Here is a 16,539-nt window from a genome sequence, read left to right as displayed (position 1 = left end):
GCCGCAGGCCGACCCCGCCCCGGCGGACGCCGAGCCGCAGGCGGCGGCCGAGTCCCAGGACGCCGAGCCCGAGGCGGACGCAGCGGCCGGGCCCGCCTTCCCCGCCGCGGCGGTGCGGCGTAAGGGCGGGGCCGTGCCGGCGGCCTACAAGGCCGCCGGGCAGGTGCTGCGGGGCAAGGGGAAGAGCGGGGCGCGGGCCAAGGTGTACCTGGTCCTCGACCGGTCCGGATCCATGCGCGGCTTCTACAAGGACGGCAGCGCCCAGTACCTCGCCGACCACGCCCTCGCGCTGGCCGCGCACCTGGACGAGGAGGCCACCGTGCACACGGTGTTCTTCTCCACCGAACTCGACGGCACGGCCGAGCTGACCCTCGACGGCCACGACGAGGCCTGGGTCGAGGCCCGCCACGCCGAGCTCGGCCGGATGGGCCGCACGAGCTACCACGTGGCCGTCGAGGCCGTCGTCGAGCGGTACCAGAAGGACGGCGGCACGGGCCCGGCCCTGGTCGTCTTCCAGACGGACGGTGCGCCCGACAACGTCCGCCCCGCCCGGCAGGCGATCACGGACGCCGCCGCCACCGCCCCCGGCATCCACTGGCAGTTCGTCGCGTTCGGCGACCACGACGCCAAGGCCTTCGACTTCCTGCGCAAGCTGGACGCCGAGAACGCCGGTTTCTTCCACGCCGGCCCGGCCCCCACCGAACTGACCTCGGCCGCCCTCCTCAAGGGCGTCCTCGACCGGTTCTGAGCACCGGACGGTACGACGAAGGGCCCGGGATCCGCGAGGATCCCGGGCCCTTCCCGCTACGGGAGCGGCAGCGTCAGCGCGCGGCGTCCGGGTGCACGGCCTCGGCGACCGGCTTCGCGTCCGCCGCCTTGGTCTCGACCGGCTTGCGCAGGGCGATGTTCAGCTCGCGCAGGCGGCTCTCCTCCAGCACCGTCGGCGCGCCCATCATCAGGTCCTGGGCGTTGCCGTTGAGCGGGAAGGCGATGGTCTCGCGGATGTTCGGCTCGTCGGCCAGCAGCATCACGATGCGGTCCACGCCCGGGGCGATGCCACCGTGCGGCGGGGCGCCCAGGCGGAACGCGCGCAGCATGCCCGCGAACTCGCGCTCGACGGTCTCGGCCTCGTAACCGGCGATCTCGAAGGCCTTCAGCATGACCTCGGGCTCGTGGTTGCGGATGGCGCCGGAGGACAGCTCGATGCCGTTGCAGACGATGTCGTACTGCCAGGCCAGGATGTCGAGCGGGTCCTTCTCCTGCAGGTCCTTCATGCCGCCCTGCGGCATGGAGAACGGGTTGTGGGAGAAGTCGATCTTGCCGGTCTCCTCGTCCTTCTCGTACATCGGGAAGTCGACGATCCAGCAGAAGCGGAAGACGTTCTCCTCGAAGTGGCCGGCGCGCTTGGCGGCCTCGACCCGGACCGGGCCCATGATCTTCGAGACCTCGTCGAACTCGCCCGCGCCGAAGAACACGGCGTGCCCGGCGGCCAGGCCCAGACGCTCGGTGAGGACCTTGACGTTGTCCTCGGTGAGGAACTTGGCGATCGGGCCGGTCAGCGAGCCGTCCTCGCCCACGCGCACCCAGGCCAGACCCTTCGCGCCCAGCGAGACCGCGTAGTCGCCGAGGCCGTCGAAGAACTTGCGCGGCTGGTCGGCGGTGTCCGGCACGGCCAGCGCACGCACGTGCTTGCCGGCGAACGCCTTGAACTCGGAGCCCTCGAAGACGTCGGTGATGTCGACGAGCTCCAGCTTGGCGCGCAGGTCGGGCTTGTCGTTGCCGTACTTCAGCATCGACTCGCGGAACGGGATCCGCGGGAACGGCGAGGTGACCTCGCGGCCGCCGCCGAACTCGGTGAAGAGCTCGGTCATCAGCTTCTCGATCGGCTGGAAGACGTCCTCCTGCTCGACGAAGGACATCTCCACGTCGAGCTGGTAGAACTCGCCCGGCGAACGGTCGGCACGGGCGTCCTCGTCACGGAAGCAGGGCGCGATCTGGAAGTACCGGTCGAAACCGGAGATCATCAGCAGCTGCTTGAACTGCTGCGGGGCCTGCGGCAGGGCGTAGAACTTGCCCGGGTTCAGGCGGGAGGGGACGACGAAGTCACGGGCGCCCTCGGGGGAGGTCGCGGTGAGGATCGGGGTCGCCATCTCGTTGAAGCCGAGGGCCACCATCTTCGAGCGGATCGAGGCGATCACGGCCGAGCGCAGCATGATGTTGCGGTGCATGCGCTCGCGGCGCAGGTCGAGGAAGCGGTACTCCAGGCGCCGCTCCTCGTTCACCCCGTCGTCGGTGTTGATCGTGAAGGGCAGCGGGGCGGAGGCGCCGAGCACCTCGACCTCGGTGACCTCGATCTCGATCTCGCCGGTGGCGAGCTCGGGGTTGACGTTGTCGGCACCACGGGAGACGACCTTGCCGTCGACCCGGACGACGGTCTCCTTGGTGACGCTGCTGAGGGCCTCGTTCGCCGCGGTACCGGGGCGGGCCACGAGCTGCGTGATGCCGTAGTGGTCACGCAGATCGATGAAGAGGATGCCGCCCAGGTCTCGACGATTGTGCACCCAGCCGCTCAGCCGGACGTCGGATGCGACGTCGGAGGCACGGAGCTCGCCGCACGTGTGGGACCTGTACCGATGCATCAGTCATCCAGTTCTACGCGTTTTCCAGGTGGACTCAACCCTCCCAAGGTTACCGTCCGGCAGCGGTACGTACCGGGCGCGCCCGCGGCGCCCCGGCCCGGGCACCGGCTCGGGGCGCCGGAGGGGCGGCCCGGCCGGGTGACCTGTAAAGATGGCCGGGTGCGCACCGAGGACGTCCTGGCCGCCATCGCGACCGGCCTGTGGCGGTGGGACAACGCTTCCGGAACGGTCACCCTCGACGGCGAGGCCGCCCGGCTGCTCGGGCTGCCCGCCGAGCCCGTCGTGCTGCCCGAGGCGGCCGCCCGCGCGCGTTTCCACCCGGTCGACTGGAACGAGATCAACGGCATCGTCAACCTCGCCGTGGCCGAGGGCACCCTCGCCGAGGCCCGGCTGCGGATCATGGACGAGGACGGTCGGGTGCTGCGCACCGTCCGCAGCCGCTCCAAGCCCCTGGAGAACCGGACCGCCGACGGCCGCGTCGACTACGAGCTGATCGGCACCATCCAGGAGATCGCCGAACCGCAGCCCGGCACCACGGCGGCGCACACCCCGATCACCGGCGACTGGCGGCGCTCCCGCGAGGCCTTCCTGCTGGACGCCGGCCGGGCCCTGGCGGAGGCCCGCTCCACCGCCGAGGTGCTGCGGGTGGCGGCCTCGCTGTCCATGCCGGGCTTCAGCCCCGACGGGCTGGCCGTCTTCGGGACGGAGGGCGACCGGCTGTCGGTCATCGGCCACCACGGGCACGCCCCCGGCGACGAGGGCCCCTTCTCGGACATGGCCCTGGACACCGACTACCCGGCGGCCGAGGTCGTCCGGACCGGCCGGGCGATCTACCTCCCCACGCCGGAGGACTACAGACGGCGCTTCCCGGCCACCTGGCCGCTCGCCCGGCGCTTCGACCGCGCCTCCTGGGCCTTCCTGCCGCTGATCGTGGCCGGGCGGACCCTCGGGGCCTGGATGGCCGCGTTCAAGCACCCGGTGACCTTCTCCCCGGACGAGCGGTCGGTGCTGACGACGGTGGCCCGGATGCTCGCCCAGGCCCTCCAGCGGGCCGGGGTGGCCGAATCCGAGCGGGAACTCACCACCGGCCTCCAGCGGTCGATGATGCCGCAGCTCGGCCCCGAGATCCCCGGCATGACCATCGCCGCCCGCTACGTCCCCACCGGTGGCGGACTTCAGGTCGGCGGCGACTGGTACGACGTGATCCCGCTGCCCTCGGGCAGGTTCGCCCTGGTCATCGGGGACGTCCAGGGGCACGACGTACGGGCCGCGGGACTGATGGGCCAGCTGAGGATCGCCGTCCGGGCCTACGCCTCCGAGGGCCACCGGCCGGACGCGGTGCTCTCCCGCGCCTCCCGCTTCCTGGCCGGCCTGTGCTCCGCTCCCGCACCGGACGAGGACCCCGGCACGGGCCCCGGCTCCGACGACGACTTCGGCAGCCCGCGCTTCGCGACCTGCCTGTACGTGGAGTGCGACCCGCGGACCGGCACCCTGGAGATCGCCCGGGCCGGACACCCGGACCCGGTGGTGCGGATGGCCGACGGCACGGTGCTGATGCGGCCGACGGCCGGCGGGCTGCCGCTCGGCATCGTCCCGGACACCGACTACCCCACGACCCGTTTCGCCCTGGAGCCCGGCGAGACGCTGATGCTGTGCACCGACGGGCTGATCGAGACCGGCGGGCACGACCTGGACACGGGCTGGGCGCGGCTGCGCGCGATCCTGGAGTCCGACGCGCACGGCCGCACCGCCCCCGCCGAGGGCGCCGGGGACGCGGAGAACCACCTCGAACGCCTCGCCGACCTGCTGGTCCAGGCCGTGCACGGGCCGTCCTCGCACCACACCACCGGCCCGTTGGCCGACCGCCGCGAGGACGACATAGCCGTGGTGCTGCTGTGCCGTGAGAGCCCGAGCTGCGGCTGCGGGACCGCCGCGGCGCATCCCGTACGGCCCGCCCGGCGCACGATGCTGACCGTCGCCCAGGCCGAGCCGGCCCGGATCGCGGGCGCCCGCCGGCAGGTCCGGGAGCTGCTGCACGACTGGGCGGACCCGGAGCAGGTGGACTCGGCGGTGCTGATGGTCTCCGAGATGGTGACGAACGTGCTGGTCCACACCGACGGGGACGCGCTGCTGGTCGCGGAGGCGGTGGGCGAGCCCGGTGCCCGGCGGCTGCGCGTGGAGGTGGCCGACGCGAGCGACGAGCTGCCGCACAAGCGCCACCCGGGGGAGATGGCCTCCAGCGGGCGCGGCGTGCTGCTGATGGAGATGCTGGCCGACGTCTGGGGGGTGGACCCGCGCGGCGAGGGCAAGTCGATCTGGTTCGAGCTGTACGAACGATCCAAACCGGATGGCGACGAGGACCGGGAGTCACCCCGGCCCGCCACCTGACCACCCGCCCCGGGCATCCGGGGCCGCGCCATCGAAAGGCGGACCAGGTCATGCCGAGCCCGACGACCCCTCTTGTCCCCGAACCGGTACGGCGGCTCGCCGCCTGGTGCGCCGTGGTCCTGCTGGCGGCCGGCGTGGTCGGGATCGGCGTCTGGCTCTGCGTGGTCTTCAGGACGGCCGTCACCCCGGTCCTGCTCGCCCTGCTCGGCACCGCCCTGCTCGGCCCGCTGCACCGGCGGCTGGTCCGGATGGGGATGCGGCGCTCCCTCGCCGCCGTACTGACCTGTCTGGCCGTGGTGGCCGTCGCCGGCGGGGCCGCGTACATCGTGGCGACCGCGCTCATCAAGACCGGTGACCAGATCCTCGGCGCCCTCAAGCAGGCCGGCCAGGAACTCGCCGAGCACTTCGGGGCCGCCGGCGCCTCCGTGCGGGACCTGGCCGCCCACGCCCAGGGGCTGCTCGCCCGCCTCGGCGGTACGGCCGCCTCCGGCCTCCTCAGCAGCCTCGGGGCCGTCGGCGCGATGACCGCGACCTCGGTGCTCGCGCTCCTGCTGATGTTCTTCTTCCTGCGGGACTCCGACCGCGCCGCCGACGCCCTGCGCTCCCTCGCCCCGCGCTCCACCGGGGACGTCGTCGAGGCCATGGCCCGCCGTGCCTACGGGGCCGTCGAGGGGTTCATGCGCGGCACGACCTTCATCGCCGCGATCGACGCCGTCTGCATCACCGCGGGGCTGCTGGTGCTGCGGGTACCGGGCGCCGTCGGGCTGGGCGCGCTGGTGTTCGTCGGGGCGTACATCCCGTACCTGGGGGCCTTCGTCTCCGGCTCCGTCGCCGTGCTGGTGGCCCTCGCCGACCGGGGGTGGGCCATCGCGCTGTGGACGCTGGGCGTGGTGCTGGCCGTGCAGATGCTGGAGGGGCACGTCCTGTTGCCCATGGTCCAGAGCCGGACCGTGCAGATGCACCCGGCCACCGTGATGGTGGCGATCACCGCCGGGGCGGGCGTCGCCGGGGTCCTCGGGATGCTGTTCGCCGTGCCGCTGACGGCCGCGGTGTCCGGCGTCGTGTCGGAGATCCGGGCCCGGTACGCCGAGCCGGCCGCGGGGCCCGGACCGGAGAGCCCCGCGTGAGAGGTGCGGCGGGCCCGGGGTTCCGGGCCCCCGGGCCGCTCAGGCCGTCTCCTCCGGGTCGGCCTGTCCGGCGCCGCGGTGGCCGAGGCCGGTCACGTCGGTGCTGGGGATGACGCCCAGGCGGCCGGCCTGGAAGTCGTCGAAGGCCTGCTGGAGCTCGGCGTGGGTGTTCATGACGAACGGCCCGTAGTGCGCCATCGGCTCGCGGATCGGCAGTCCGCCGAGGACGACCACCTCGAAGTTCTCGCTGCGCGAGTCCTGCGCGGCGTCCGCCCGGATCGTCAGCCCGTCGCCGGAGCCGAAGACCACGGTCTGGCCCATCTTGAACGGGCGGCGCTCGGCGCCCGCCGCGCCGCTGCCCGCGAGGCCGTACGCGAGGGCGTTGAAGTCGGCCCGCCAGGGCAGCGTGACCTCGGCGCCGGGGCTGACGGTGAGGTGGATCATCGTGATCGGGGTGTGCGTGGCACCGGGACCGGCGTGACCCGCGAGGTCGCCCGCGATCAGGCGGATCAGGGCGCCGCCGTCCTGCGAGGCGAGCAGCTTCACGGTGCCGCCGCGGATGTCCTGGTACTTCGGCGCGAGCATCTTGTCGCTGGCCGGCAGGTTCACCCACAGCTGGAGGCCGTGGAAGAGGCCGCCGGACATGACGAGTTCCTCGGGCGGGGTCTCGATGTGCAGCAGGCCCGAGCCCGCCGTCATCCACTGCGTGTCGCCGTTGGTGATGACTCCGCCGCCGCCGTGCGAGTCACGGTGGATGAAGGTGCCGTCGATGATGTAGGTGACGGTCTCGAAGCCGCGGTGCGGGTGCCAGGGGGTGCCCTTGGGCTCACCGGCCGCGTAGTCCACCTCGCCCATCTGGTCCATCATGATGAACGGGTCGAGGTACTCGTACTTGATCCCCGCGAAGGCACGCCGCACCGGGAAGCCTTCGCCCTCGAAACCGGAGGGGGCGTCGACCACGCCCAGCACGGGCCTGGCCTGGGCACCTTCGGCGGGAGCGATGACGCGCGGCAGCGCGAGCGGGTTCTCAACGGTCACTGCGGGCATGGTCAGGACCTCCTTCTGCGTCGAGTTTAGTTGAATCTCGAACTTCCTGCCACCCGCACAGAACAGCGCACCCCCCGGGAGCATTCCCGGGGGGTGCGGAGGATTCGGCGCGGGCGCGCCCTAGCCGTACATACGGCGCATCGCGAAGTCGACCATCTGCTCGACCGCCTTGGCGTCGAAGACCATCCGGTGGTCACCCTCCATGTCGAGGACGAAGCCGTACCCGGTCGGCAGCAGGTCGATCACCTCGGCGCCGGTGATCACGAAGTACTTGGACTCCTTGCCGGCGTAGCGGCGGAGCTCCTTGAGCGTGGTGAACATCGGGATCACCGGCTGCTGGGTGTTGTGCAGGGCCAGGAACCCGGGGGTCTCGCCGCGCGGGCAGTAGACCTTCGACGTCGCGAAGATCTGCTGGAAGTCCTCCGCGGACAGCGATCCGGTGGTGAAGGCCCGGACCGCGTCGGCGAGCGACGGCGGCGAGGGCTCGGGGTAGAGCGGCTGCTCGCCGTACCCGCCGGCCATCTGCTGCGGGGCGGCGTACTGCTGCTGCCCCGCGCTCACGTTCTGGTCGTAGCCGTACATGGGCCGAAGCCTACCGAGCGGCCCCCGTCCCCAGGCACCCTCCAGCGGAACCCGGTTGACGCTGGTCACAGTCGCCGCAGAAGGGTTGCGTCTTATTACTGGTGGGTAGCATCATGAGGTTACCGATTGGTATGTACGAGGAACCTGTCTCCCCGAGCCTTAACGGAGCCGTCGCCATGGGGCACTACAAGTCGAATCTCCGCGACATCGAGTTCAACCTCTTCGAGGTGCTCGGCCGCGAAAAGCTGTACGGCACCGGCCCGTTCGGCGAGATGGACACCGAGACCGCCAAGAGCATCCTGTCCGAGCTGACCCGCCTCGCCGAGAACGAGCTGGCGGAGTCCTTCGCGGACGCCGACCGCAACCCCCCGGTCTTCGACCCGGCCACCAACACCGCCCCGGTCCCGGCCTCCTTCAAGAAGTCCTACGAGGCCTTCATGGACTCGGAGTACTGGCGCCTGGGCCTGCCCGAGGAGATCGGCGGCACCACCTCCCCGCGCTCCCTGATCTGGGCCTACGCGGAGCTGCTGCTCGGCTCGAACCCGGCCGTCTGGATGTACTCCTCCGGCCCGGCGTTCGCCGGCATCCTGCACGCCGAGGGCAACGAGGCCCAGAAGAAGATCGCCCAGATCGCGGTCGAGAAGCGCTGGGGCTCCACCATGGTCCTGACCGAGCCCGACGCGGGCTCGGACGTCGGCGCCGGCCGCACCAAGGCCGTCCAGCAGGAGGACGGCTCCTGGCACATCGAGGGCGTGAAGCGCTTCATCACCTCCGGTGAGCACGACATGGAGGAGAACATCCTCCACTACGTCCTCGCCCGCCCCGAGGGCCACGGCCCGGGCACCAAGGGCCTGTCCCTCTTCCTCGTCCCGAAGTTCCACTTCGACTGGGAGACCGGCGAGCTGGGCGAGCGCAACGGCGTCTACGCGACGAACGTCGAGCACAAGATGGGCCTCAAGGCCTCCAACACGTGCGAGATGACCTTCGGCGACCGCCACCCCGCCAAGGGCTGGCTGATCGGCGACAAGCACGACGGCATCCGCCAGATGTTCATGATCATCGAGTTCGCCCGCATGATGGTCGGCACGAAGGCCATCGCCACGCTCTCGACGGGTTACCTGAACGCCCTGGAGTACGCCAAGGAGCGCGTGCAGGGCCCGGACCTCGCGAACTTCATGGACAAGACCGCGCCCAAGGTCACCATCACGCACCACCCCGACGTGCGCCGCTCGCTCATGACGCAGAAGGCCTACGCCGAGGGCATGCGCGCCCTCGTGCTGTACACCGCCTCAGTCCAGGACGCGATCCAGGTCAAGGAGGCCGCCGGCGAGGACGCCTCCGCCGAGATCGGCCTCAACGACCTGCTCCTGCCGATCGTGAAGGGCTACGGCTCGGAGAAGTCGTACGCGCTGCTCGCCGAGTCCCTGCAGATCTTCGGCGGTTCCGGTTACCTGCAGGAGTACCCGATCGAGCAGTACATCCGGGACGCCAAGATCGACACCCTCTACGAGGGCACCACGGCCATCCAGGGCCAGGACTTCTTCTTCCGCAAGATCGTCCGCGACCAGGGCGCCTCGCTGAACGTCCTCTCCGAGACGATCAAGAAGTTCCTCGCCGAGGGCGTGGGCGGCGAGGAGCTGGCCCCGGCCCGCGACGCGCTGGCCAAGGCCGCCGTCGACCTGGAGGCCATCGTCGGCCAGATGATCGTCGACCTCACCGCCACCGGCGAGGACGTCAAGAACATCTACAAGGTCGGCCAGAACACCACCCGCCTGCTGATGGCCTCGGGTGACGTGGTCGTCGGATACCTGCTGCTCAAGGGCGCGGCCGTGGCCGCCGAGAAGCTCGCGACCGCCTCCGCGAAGGACGTCCCCTTCTACACCGGCAAGATCGCCGCCGCGAAGTTCTTCGCCGCGCAGGTCCTGCCGGGCGTCTCGGTCCAGCGCGCGCTGGCCGAGTCCGTCGACAACTCCCTCATGGAGCTCGACGAGGCCGCCTTCTAGGGCAGCCCCCCTGTTGTACGCGGTGTACGTACACGCCGGTGGCCGGACCCCTCCTGTCGAGGGTCCGGCCGCCGGTGTGTCCGGATCCGGGAGAAACGGGTTCTCCGGTTGTCAGCGGTTCGTGGGACGCTCGTAGACATGAGTCCACAGGAGCAGCAGCACAGCGGCAGGGGGTACGCCGTCCCCACCGGGCGCCCGTACGCCCTCAAGGAGCTCCAGGCCAACGTGGGCGCCCTCGGCGACCGGATCAAGGACCTGTACGAAGGCGCCCACCCCGCCGAGTACGACCCCGTGGCCGACGCCCTGTACGTCGCCTTCCAGACGGCCGCCGGCCTCGCCCCGGCCAAGAGCTACACCGGCTGCCCCGAGCACCCCAACGGCGCCCTCGACCCCGAGGCGCCCGAGGGCTGGGGCCGCTGCCTCATCTGCAACGACCGCCGGCGCCTCGGCCGGCGCCTCCAGGGCGGCCGCCCCGCGGCACCCGCCGCCCCCGTGGAGCAGCGCCGCCTCGGCTACCCCGTACCGGACCCCCCGTACACCCTCGACGTGCTGCGGCGGTACCTGCGCTCCATCGACGAACAGCGCTTCCACCTCACGCTCGGCTCACCGGACCGGGACTTCGTCCGCCTCGCGGACGACCTCCACCGGGCGTTCATCGTCGCCCGCGAACTGTCCCGGCCGCGCAACGCCTCGGGGTGCTCCGAACACCCCGGAGCGCCCATCGACCCCGATGCCCCGCCCGGCGAGGCCTGTATCTTCTGCGCCGGACGCAAAAGACGCGCCCAGCGCCCGCCGCAGACCCCCGAGATGCTCCCGCGCATCCGCCGGGGCGAGCGCCGGCAGCTGCAGCGCCGATTCGAGCGTCCGCCGGGCTGAGAACCACGGAGCCCGCGGGCCACGCACCCCCGCGGCAACCCGACCACTCGGCTATCCGCCGCAGTCCGGCCATGGCGAACACGACCGTCGTTAAGGTGAACCACATGAGCTCTCCCGCCCGCTTCGACCGCGGCCACACCGACGATCTGATGACCTTCCTGACGGCCAGTCCGTCGCCGTACCACGCCGTGGCCAACGCGGCCGAGCGGCTGGAAAAGGCAGGCTTCAGGCAGTTGTCGGAATCGGACGCCTGGGACTCGGGCACGGGAGGCCGGTTCGTCCTGCGCGGCGGCGCGCTCATCGCCTGGTACGTCCCCGAAGGCGCGGCCGCGCACACCCCCTTCCGGATCATCGGGGCGCACACCGACTCCCCCAACCTGCGCGTCAAGCCCGTCCCGGACACCGGCTCGCAGGGCTGGCGGCAGGTCGCCGTCGAGATCTACGGCGGGACGCTCCTCAACACCTGGCTCGACCGCGACCTGGGCCTGGCGGGCCGGCTCTCGCTGCGGGACGGCACCGACCGGCTCGTCAACATCGACCGCCCCCTGCTGCGCGTGCCCCAGCTCGCCGTGCACCTGGACCGCTCCGTCAACACCGACGGCCTCAAGCTCGACAAGCAGCGGCACATGCAGCCGATCTGGGGCCTGGGCGAGGCCCGCGAGGGCGACCTGATCGCCTTCCTGGAGGAGGAAGAGGGCCTGCCCCAGGGCTCGGTGGCCGGCTGGGACCTGATGGTCCACTCGATCGAGCCGCCCGCCTACCTCGGCCGCGACCGCGAACTCCTCGCCGGCCCCCGCATGGACAACCTCGTGTCGGTGCACGCGGGCGTCGCCGCCCTCGCCGCGGTCTCCGCCTCCGGCAAGCTGGACCACATCCCGGTGCTGGCCGCCTTCGACCACGAGGAGAACGGCTCCCAGTCGGACACCGGCGCCGACGGCCCGCTCCTGGGCAACGTGCTGGAACGTTCAGTCTTCTCCCGCGGCGGCACCTACGAGGACAAGGCCCGCGCCTTCGCCGGCACCATCTGCCTCTCCTCCGACACCGGGCACGCCGTCCACCCCAACTACGCGGAGCGCCACGACCCTTCGCACCACCCGCGCGCCAACGGCGGCCCCATCCTGAAGGTCAACGTCAACCAGCGCTACGCCACCGACGGCAGCGGCCGCGCGGTCTTCGCCGCCGCCTGCGAGCGGGCCGGGGTGCCGTGGCAGACGTTCGTCTCCAACAACTCGATGCCGTGCGGCACGACGATCGGCCCGATCACCGCCGCCCGCCACGGCATCCAGACCGTCGACATCGGCGTGGCGATCCTCTCGATGCACTCGGCCCGCGAACTCTGCGGCTCCGACGACCCGTTCCTCCTGGCGAACGCCCTGCTGTCCTTCCTGGAGGGCTGACCCCCCAGGAAGGACCCGCTCAGGGCGGCCCGGGGGCGTCCTCAGCCGTCCATCCCCGCCAGCACCAGCGGCAGGCGGGCGGCACCGTCCTCGGCGACGACGACCGGCACCCCCCAGTCCTGCTGGTGGACGTGGCAGGCCGGGTACTCGTTCGCGGGGTCGTCGTCGCAGGAGGCGGCCATCGCCGAGACGTGCAGGACCCCTTCGGTGACGTCGGGGTTCAGCACCAGGTCCCGGAACAGGTCCGTCCCGGCGCCCTCCCCCTCGGCGAGCAGTTCCGGCGGGGTCGAGGAGACCAGCAGCCGGGTGGAGGGCCCGTAGCGGGTGTCCAGCTTCTGGCCCGCCGGGGCCTGGAAGACCACGTCCAGGCGGAGCGTGCCGGGCGCCACCTCGGTGGCGGCCCGCTGCGTACGGTGGGCGACGGACTCCACCCGTACGGCCTCCTCCGGCAGCCGCAGCCGGGTCAGGCGGTGCCGGGCGGACTCCACGACCACGATGTCCTCGCCCACCAGCACGGCGCCGCTGGGCTCGCGCAGATCGGTGGCGAGCGTCGTCACCTGCCCGGTGGCCGGGTCGAACCGCCGCAGGGCGTGGTTGTACGTGTCGCAGACCGCGACCGAACCGTCCGGGAGGGCCGTCACCCCGAGGGGGTGCTGGAGCAGCGCCTGGGCGGCGTCGCCGTCCCGGTGGCCGAAGTCGAACAGCCCGGTCCCGACGGCGGACCGCACGACGTACCCCTCCTCCTCCCGCTCCACGTAACGCAGCGCGCTGGTCTCGGAGTCGGCGATCCACAGCCGGTCCCCGGCGGCCGCGAGCCCGGACGGCTGGGCGAACCAGGCCTCGGCGGCGGGCCCGTCGACCAGCCCCTCGTTGGTGGTCCCGGCCGCCACCTGCACGGTCCCCGCCTCCGGGTCCCAGGTCCACAGCTGGTGCACGCCGGCCATGGCGATCCACACCCGGCCCTGCCACCAGGCCACGTCCCACGGCGAGGACAGGTCCACCTCGAGGGCCGGCCCGGAGGTGGGCGACCCCTGCCACCACTGCCGCCCGGTCCCGGCGACGGTCTCCACCGCCCCCGTGGCGGGGTCGAAGACCCGCAGCGCGTGGTTGACGGTGTCGGCGACCACCACCCGCCCGTCGGGCAGCAGCGCGAGCCCCTGCGGCTCGCTGAACGCCTCCGGCCCGAAGCCGCGCTCCCCGCTGCCGATCCGCCGCACGACGCTCTCCCCGTCGGCGGCGAGCTCCACGAGCTGGTGCCGCGTCGAATCGGAGACGAGCAGGTTCCCCGACGGCAGCAGGGCCGCCTTCCCGGGGAACCGCAGATCGGTCGCCACGGGCTCGGGCGCCACATAGGGCCCGTCCCCGCGCCGCAGCGTCCCCTTGGCCTCGTGCTCGGCCTCCAGCTCCTCGACGAGCCGCTCGATGGCGTGCGCGTGCCCCTCACCGGCGTGCTGCGCGACGACGTACCCCTCGGGGTCGATCACGACCAGCGTGGGCCAGGCCCGCACCGCGTACTGCTTCCAGGTGGCGAGCTCGGGGTCGTCGAGCACGGGGTGGTGCACCTCGTACCGCTCGACGGCATCGACGACGGCGGCGTGCTCGGCCTCGTGGACGAACTTCGGCGAATGCACCCCGATGATCACCACGGTGTCCCGGTGCTTCTCCTCCAGCTCGCGCAGCTCGTCGAGGACGTGCAGGCAGTTGATGCAGCAGAAGGTCCAAAAATCCAAGATCACAATGCGCCCTCGCAGGTCAGCGAGGGTGAGTTCCTTGCCTCCGGTGTTCAGCCAGCCCCCCTTGCCGATCAGCTCGGGGGCTCGGACACGGGCACGGCGGGGCGCGGGCGCGGGGGTGGGCGCCGGGGCAGCATCGTTCATGTTTCAAGCTTGCCATTGGCTCGTGAACGGCGGATCACGAGCGTGCTGCGGGAAGCGGAGAGGGGCGTCGCCCCGCGGGCGCAATGGATCAAGCGGAGGCCGTGTTACGTTGCCGCGCATGTCGGCGGCAGTGGTCATATCCAGGCGTGAAGAAACGAAGGCGGACGGCGAGGCCGTCGGGCGGGTCGTCGGGCTGCCGTCGCTCACCGGGCTGCGGTGGACCGCCGCGCTGATGGTGTTCCTCTACCACGTGTACATCGTCGAGTACTTCGGCGGGCGCGCGCAGGGCCTCGTGGGGGCCGCGTTCGGGGTGGGGAACACCGGGGTCTCGTTCTTCTTCGTGCTCTCCGGGTTCGTGCTCGCCTGGTCGGCCGCGCGGACTCCCACCGGGTGGGGGGTCGTGCGGTTCTGGCGGCGGCGGTTCGCCCGGGTGTATCCGCTGCATCTGGTGACGGCCGCGGCGGCGCTGGTGCTGGTGTGGCTGCTGGGGGCCGGGGAGAAGCCGGCGGCCGGGCCGGTCGCCGCGAACCTGGGGCTGGTGCAGGCCTGGGTGGCGCGGGTGCCGTACTTCCAGGGGCTGAACCCGGTCAGCTGGTCGCTCGCCGCCGAGGCGTTCTTCTACCTGTTCTTCCCGCTGTTCCTGTGGCCGCTGCGGCGGCTGGGGTGGCGGGCGAGTGCGGGCGCGGCTGCGGTGTGCTTGACGGCCGTCGTCGCCCTTCCCGCCTGGATGGAGCTCAGCGGGCTCCCGGACGGGGCGATCTGGGCGAACATGTTCTTCCCCCTGTACCGCCTCCCCGAGTTCGTGCTCGGCATCGCCCTCGCCGAGCTGGTGCGGGCCGGGCGCTGGCGCGGGCCCGGGCTGAGCGTGGCGCTGGCGCTGACCATGGCCGGGTACTTCCTCAGCGGGCAGGCCGACTACGCCTACCGGGCCGCCGCCTGCACGGTCGTCGGCTACGCCGCCCTCATCGCCGCCGCCGCGCAGGCCGACCTGCGGGGGGAGCCCTCGCCCTGGCGGGGGCGGCTGAGCGTGAAGCTGGGCGAGGTGTCCTTCGCCTTCTACATGGTCCACATCCTGGTGATCCGGGCCGGCGAGAGCCTGTTCGGCGGGCATCCGAAGCTGGGCCTGTGGGGCGGGCTGCTCGCGACGGCGGCGGTCTTCTGCGTGTCGCTGGCCCTCGCGTGGGCCCTGCACGTCTGGGTGGAGCTGCCCGGGCGACGGCTGCTGCTCAGGTCCCGGCGGCGAGGAACGCCGTCAGCGAGCTGACCAGGGCCTCGACGAAGGAGTCCTGGACGGGGGCCGGCAGGAGGTCCAGGGAGAGGTACGGGTTGAGGTCCTCCAGTTCGACCAGGAGGAGGTCGCCCGACGGGGCCCGGCAGGCGTCCACGCGCTGGATGCCGTGGTCGAGGGTGTTCCAGGCGATGAAGCGGCGTGCGAAGGCCAGGTCTTCGGGGGTGGGCTCGTACGGGACGAGTTCCCAGCGGCGGGCCGGGTCGGGGGCGTGGAGGGCGTACTGGAAGGCGTCGTCCACGAAGTAGAAGGAGACCTCGTAGGCGAAGTCGATCCGGGGCTGGATGAGGGACTCGCCCGGGCGGGTGGCGGGGGCCTCGGTGAAGGTCAGGCCTATGGAGTCGGCGCCCTGCCTGGGCTTGACGGCGTAGGTGTCCGTCGGCGGCAGGAGGTGGAGGTCCGCCGGGTCGTCCACGGTCGGGATGACGGGGTACCCGGCTGCCGTCAGGTCGAGGAGGTACTGCTTGCCGGCCATGTCGGCGCGGCCGGTGAGCGGGTTGTAGACGCGGGTCCCGGAGGCGAGCGCGGCCGCGCGGAAGGCTTCGTAGGCCTCCTGGTAGTGCAGCACGGGTCCGCTGTTGCGGACGATCACCGCGTCGAAGCCCGGCATCAGGGCGCGCGCGTCCAGCGGGTGGCACAGCGCGAGGGGGAAGTGCTCGCGCAGCCGGGAGGTGAGGAAGACGTCCTCGTCGCCGTAGCGGCGGCCGCGGGCCGGGTAGGCGAGGTCGGTGACGTAGAGAAGGGGCATGACGGCAACCTATCCCGGGAAATGATCTCCGAATGAAATACCTCGTTCGGGACAAAATGCTGGCCATCGGGGACGACTACTGGATCGAGGACGAGGACGGCCGGCACGCCTTCCTCGTCGACGGGAAGGCGCTGCGGCTGCGCGACACCCTGGAGCTGGAGGATCCGGACGGGCGGGTGCTGATCACCCTGCGGGAGCGGCTGTTCGGCGGGCTCGGGCTGCCGGGGGTGCGGGACGCGATGACCCTGGAGCGGGACGGGAAGCGGCTCGCGGTGATCCGCCGCAAGCGGCTGTCCCTGCTGCGCAACCACTTCCGCGTGACGATGTCCGAGGGGACGGAGCTCGACGTCAGTGGGCGGATCCTGGACCGGGAGTTCAAGGTCGAGTACGAGGGGGAGCTGCTCGCACTGATCTCCCGGCAGTGGTACCGGGTGCGGGAGACGTACGGNAGATGTGTATAAGAGACAGGTCCGGGAGGAGGCGGACGCGGCCCTGATGATCGCGGTCGCCGTGTGTGTGATCCGGATGGCGGAGAGGGAGAGGGAGGACGGGGACTGAGGGCTGGAG

General features: G+C 71.8%; 12 protein-coding genes and 1 pseudogene. 8 read left to right on the top strand and 5 right to left on the bottom strand.

Annotated features, from left to right (window positions below; all coding sequences use genetic code 11):
* Positions 1-748: VWA domain-containing protein (locus VR44_RS13925; protein ID WP_045947791.1), on the top strand; the 748-nt coding region annotated here is incomplete at its 5' end.
* Positions 749-821: 73 nt separating this feature from the next.
* Here VR44_RS13925 and aspS read toward each other — a convergent pair.
* Positions 822-2,639: an aspartate--tRNA ligase gene (aspS, locus tag VR44_RS13920; protein ID WP_045947790.1), complete on the bottom strand. Its 1,818-nt coding sequence runs from the start codon at positions 2,637-2,639 to the stop codon at positions 822-824.
* Positions 2,640-2,798: 159 nt separating this feature from the next.
* Here aspS and VR44_RS13915 point away from each other — a divergent pair, with 159 nt between their 5' ends.
* Together VR44_RS13915 and VR44_RS13910 are read left to right on the top strand one after the other, a co-directional pair.
* Complete coding sequence (locus tag VR44_RS13915) at positions 2,799-5,027, top strand: SpoIIE family protein phosphatase (protein WP_045947789.1); 2,229 nt, start codon at positions 2,799-2,801, stop codon at positions 5,025-5,027.
* A gap of 50 nt (positions 5,028-5,077) precedes the next feature.
* Positions 5,078-6,154 (top strand): AI-2E family transporter, encoded by a 1,077-nt coding sequence (locus VR44_RS13910; protein WP_045947788.1) that lies wholly within the window; start codon positions 5,078-5,080, stop codon positions 6,152-6,154.
* 39 nt (positions 6,155-6,193) lie between these two features.
* Here the strand turns inward: VR44_RS13910 and VR44_RS13905 are convergent, their stop codons facing one another.
* Together VR44_RS13905 and VR44_RS13900 are read right to left on the bottom strand one after the other, a co-directional pair.
* On the bottom strand, positions 6,194-7,201 hold the full coding sequence (locus VR44_RS13905; RefSeq protein WP_045947787.1) for a pirin family protein: 1,008 nt from the start codon (positions 7,199-7,201) through the stop codon (positions 6,194-6,196).
* Between the two features lie 120 nt (positions 7,202-7,321).
* Positions 7,322-7,783, bottom strand: a complete 462-nt coding sequence (locus VR44_RS13900) for an SseB family protein (RefSeq protein WP_042815576.1) — start codon at positions 7,781-7,783, stop codon at positions 7,322-7,324.
* 176 nt (positions 7,784-7,959) lie between these two features.
* Here VR44_RS13900 and VR44_RS13895 point away from each other — a divergent pair, with 176 nt between their 5' ends.
* From VR44_RS13895 to VR44_RS13885, 3 genes are all read left to right on the top strand, one after another.
* Positions 7,960-9,786 carry an acyl-CoA dehydrogenase gene (locus VR44_RS13895; RefSeq protein ID WP_045947786.1) on the top strand — a complete coding sequence of 609 codons (1,827 nt, stop codon included), beginning with the start codon at positions 7,960-7,962 and terminating at the stop codon, positions 9,784-9,786.
* A gap of 138 nt (positions 9,787-9,924) precedes the next feature.
* Positions 9,925-10,662, top strand: coding sequence for a hypothetical protein (locus VR44_RS13890; protein WP_052713602.1), 738 nt, complete (start codon positions 9,925-9,927; stop codon positions 10,660-10,662).
* A 104-nt stretch (positions 10,663-10,766) separates the two neighbouring features.
* Positions 10,767-12,059 carry a M18 family aminopeptidase gene (locus tag VR44_RS13885; protein ID WP_045947785.1) on the top strand — a complete coding sequence of 431 codons (1,293 nt, stop codon included), beginning with the start codon at positions 10,767-10,769 and terminating at the stop codon, positions 12,057-12,059.
* Positions 12,060-12,100: 41 nt separating this feature from the next.
* Here VR44_RS13885 and VR44_RS13880 read toward each other — a convergent pair whose 3' ends face one another.
* On the bottom strand, positions 12,101-13,936 hold the full coding sequence (locus VR44_RS13880) for an NHL domain-containing thioredoxin family protein (RefSeq protein ID WP_045947784.1): 1,836 nt from the start codon (positions 13,934-13,936) through the stop codon (positions 12,101-12,103).
* Positions 13,937-14,054: 118 nt separating this feature from the next.
* Here VR44_RS13880 and VR44_RS13875 point away from each other — a divergent pair, with 118 nt between their 5' ends.
* Positions 14,055-15,200 carry an acyltransferase family protein gene (locus VR44_RS13875; RefSeq protein ID WP_245691791.1) on the top strand — a complete coding sequence of 382 codons (1,146 nt, stop codon included), beginning with the start codon at positions 14,055-14,057 and terminating at the stop codon, positions 15,198-15,200.
* On the opposite strand, the gene VR44_RS13870 is transcribed toward VR44_RS13875, so the two are convergent.
* Entirely contained in the window at positions 15,163-15,972 is an 810-nt protein-coding gene (locus tag VR44_RS13870; protein WP_045947783.1) for an ATP-grasp domain-containing protein, read from the bottom strand. The genes VR44_RS13875 and VR44_RS13870 overlap by 38 nt on opposite strands.
* A 32-nt stretch (positions 15,973-16,004) precedes the next feature.
* Between VR44_RS13870 and VR44_RS13865 the strand changes: the two are divergent.
* Positions 16,005-16,530 (top strand): annotated as a pseudogene (locus VR44_RS13865) (LURP-one-related/scramblase family protein).
* Positions 16,531-16,539 lie beyond the last annotated feature (9 nt).

The sequence above is a fragment of the Streptomyces katrae genome (assembly GCF_000966975.1).
GTDB classification, from domain to species: Bacteria; Actinomycetota; Actinomycetes; order Streptomycetales; family Streptomycetaceae; genus Streptomyces; species Streptomyces katrae.
Note: the sequence above shows the minus strand (reverse complement) of the source record. Positions and strands in the feature narration are given on the sequence as shown.

What these genes read in the sequence shown, in the direction of transcription:
- aspS (WP_045947790.1), bottom strand. Translation starts at nt 2,639, where the DNA reads ATGCATCGGTACAGGTCCCACACGTGCGGCGAGCTCCGTGCCTCCGAC.
- VR44_RS13910 (WP_045947788.1), top strand. Translation starts at nt 5,078, where the DNA reads ATGCCGAGCCCGACGACCCCTCTTGTCCCCGAACCGGTACGGCGGCTC.
- VR44_RS13905 (WP_045947787.1), bottom strand. Translation starts at nt 7,201, where the DNA reads ATGCCCGCAGTGACCGTTGAGAACCCGCTCGCGCTGCCGCGCGTCATC.
- VR44_RS13900 (WP_042815576.1), bottom strand. Translation starts at nt 7,783, where the DNA reads ATGTACGGCTACGACCAGAACGTGAGCGCGGGGCAGCAGCAGTACGCC.
- VR44_RS13895 (WP_045947786.1), top strand. Translation starts at nt 7,960, where the DNA reads ATGGGGCACTACAAGTCGAATCTCCGCGACATCGAGTTCAACCTCTTC.
- VR44_RS13890 (WP_052713602.1), top strand. Translation starts at nt 9,925, where the DNA reads ATGAGTCCACAGGAGCAGCAGCACAGCGGCAGGGGGTACGCCGTCCCC.
- VR44_RS13885 (WP_045947785.1), top strand. Translation starts at nt 10,767, where the DNA reads ATGAGCTCTCCCGCCCGCTTCGACCGCGGCCACACCGACGATCTGATG.
- VR44_RS13880 (WP_045947784.1), bottom strand. Translation starts at nt 13,936, where the DNA reads ATGAACGATGCTGCCCCGGCGCCCACCCCCGCGCCCGCGCCCCGCCGT.
- VR44_RS13875 (WP_245691791.1), top strand. Translation starts at nt 14,055, where the DNA reads ATGTCGGCGGCAGTGGTCATATCCAGGCGTGAAGAAACGAAGGCGGAC.
- VR44_RS13870 (WP_045947783.1), bottom strand. Translation starts at nt 15,972, where the DNA reads ATGCCCCTTCTCTACGTCACCGACCTCGCCTACCCGGCCCGCGGCCGC.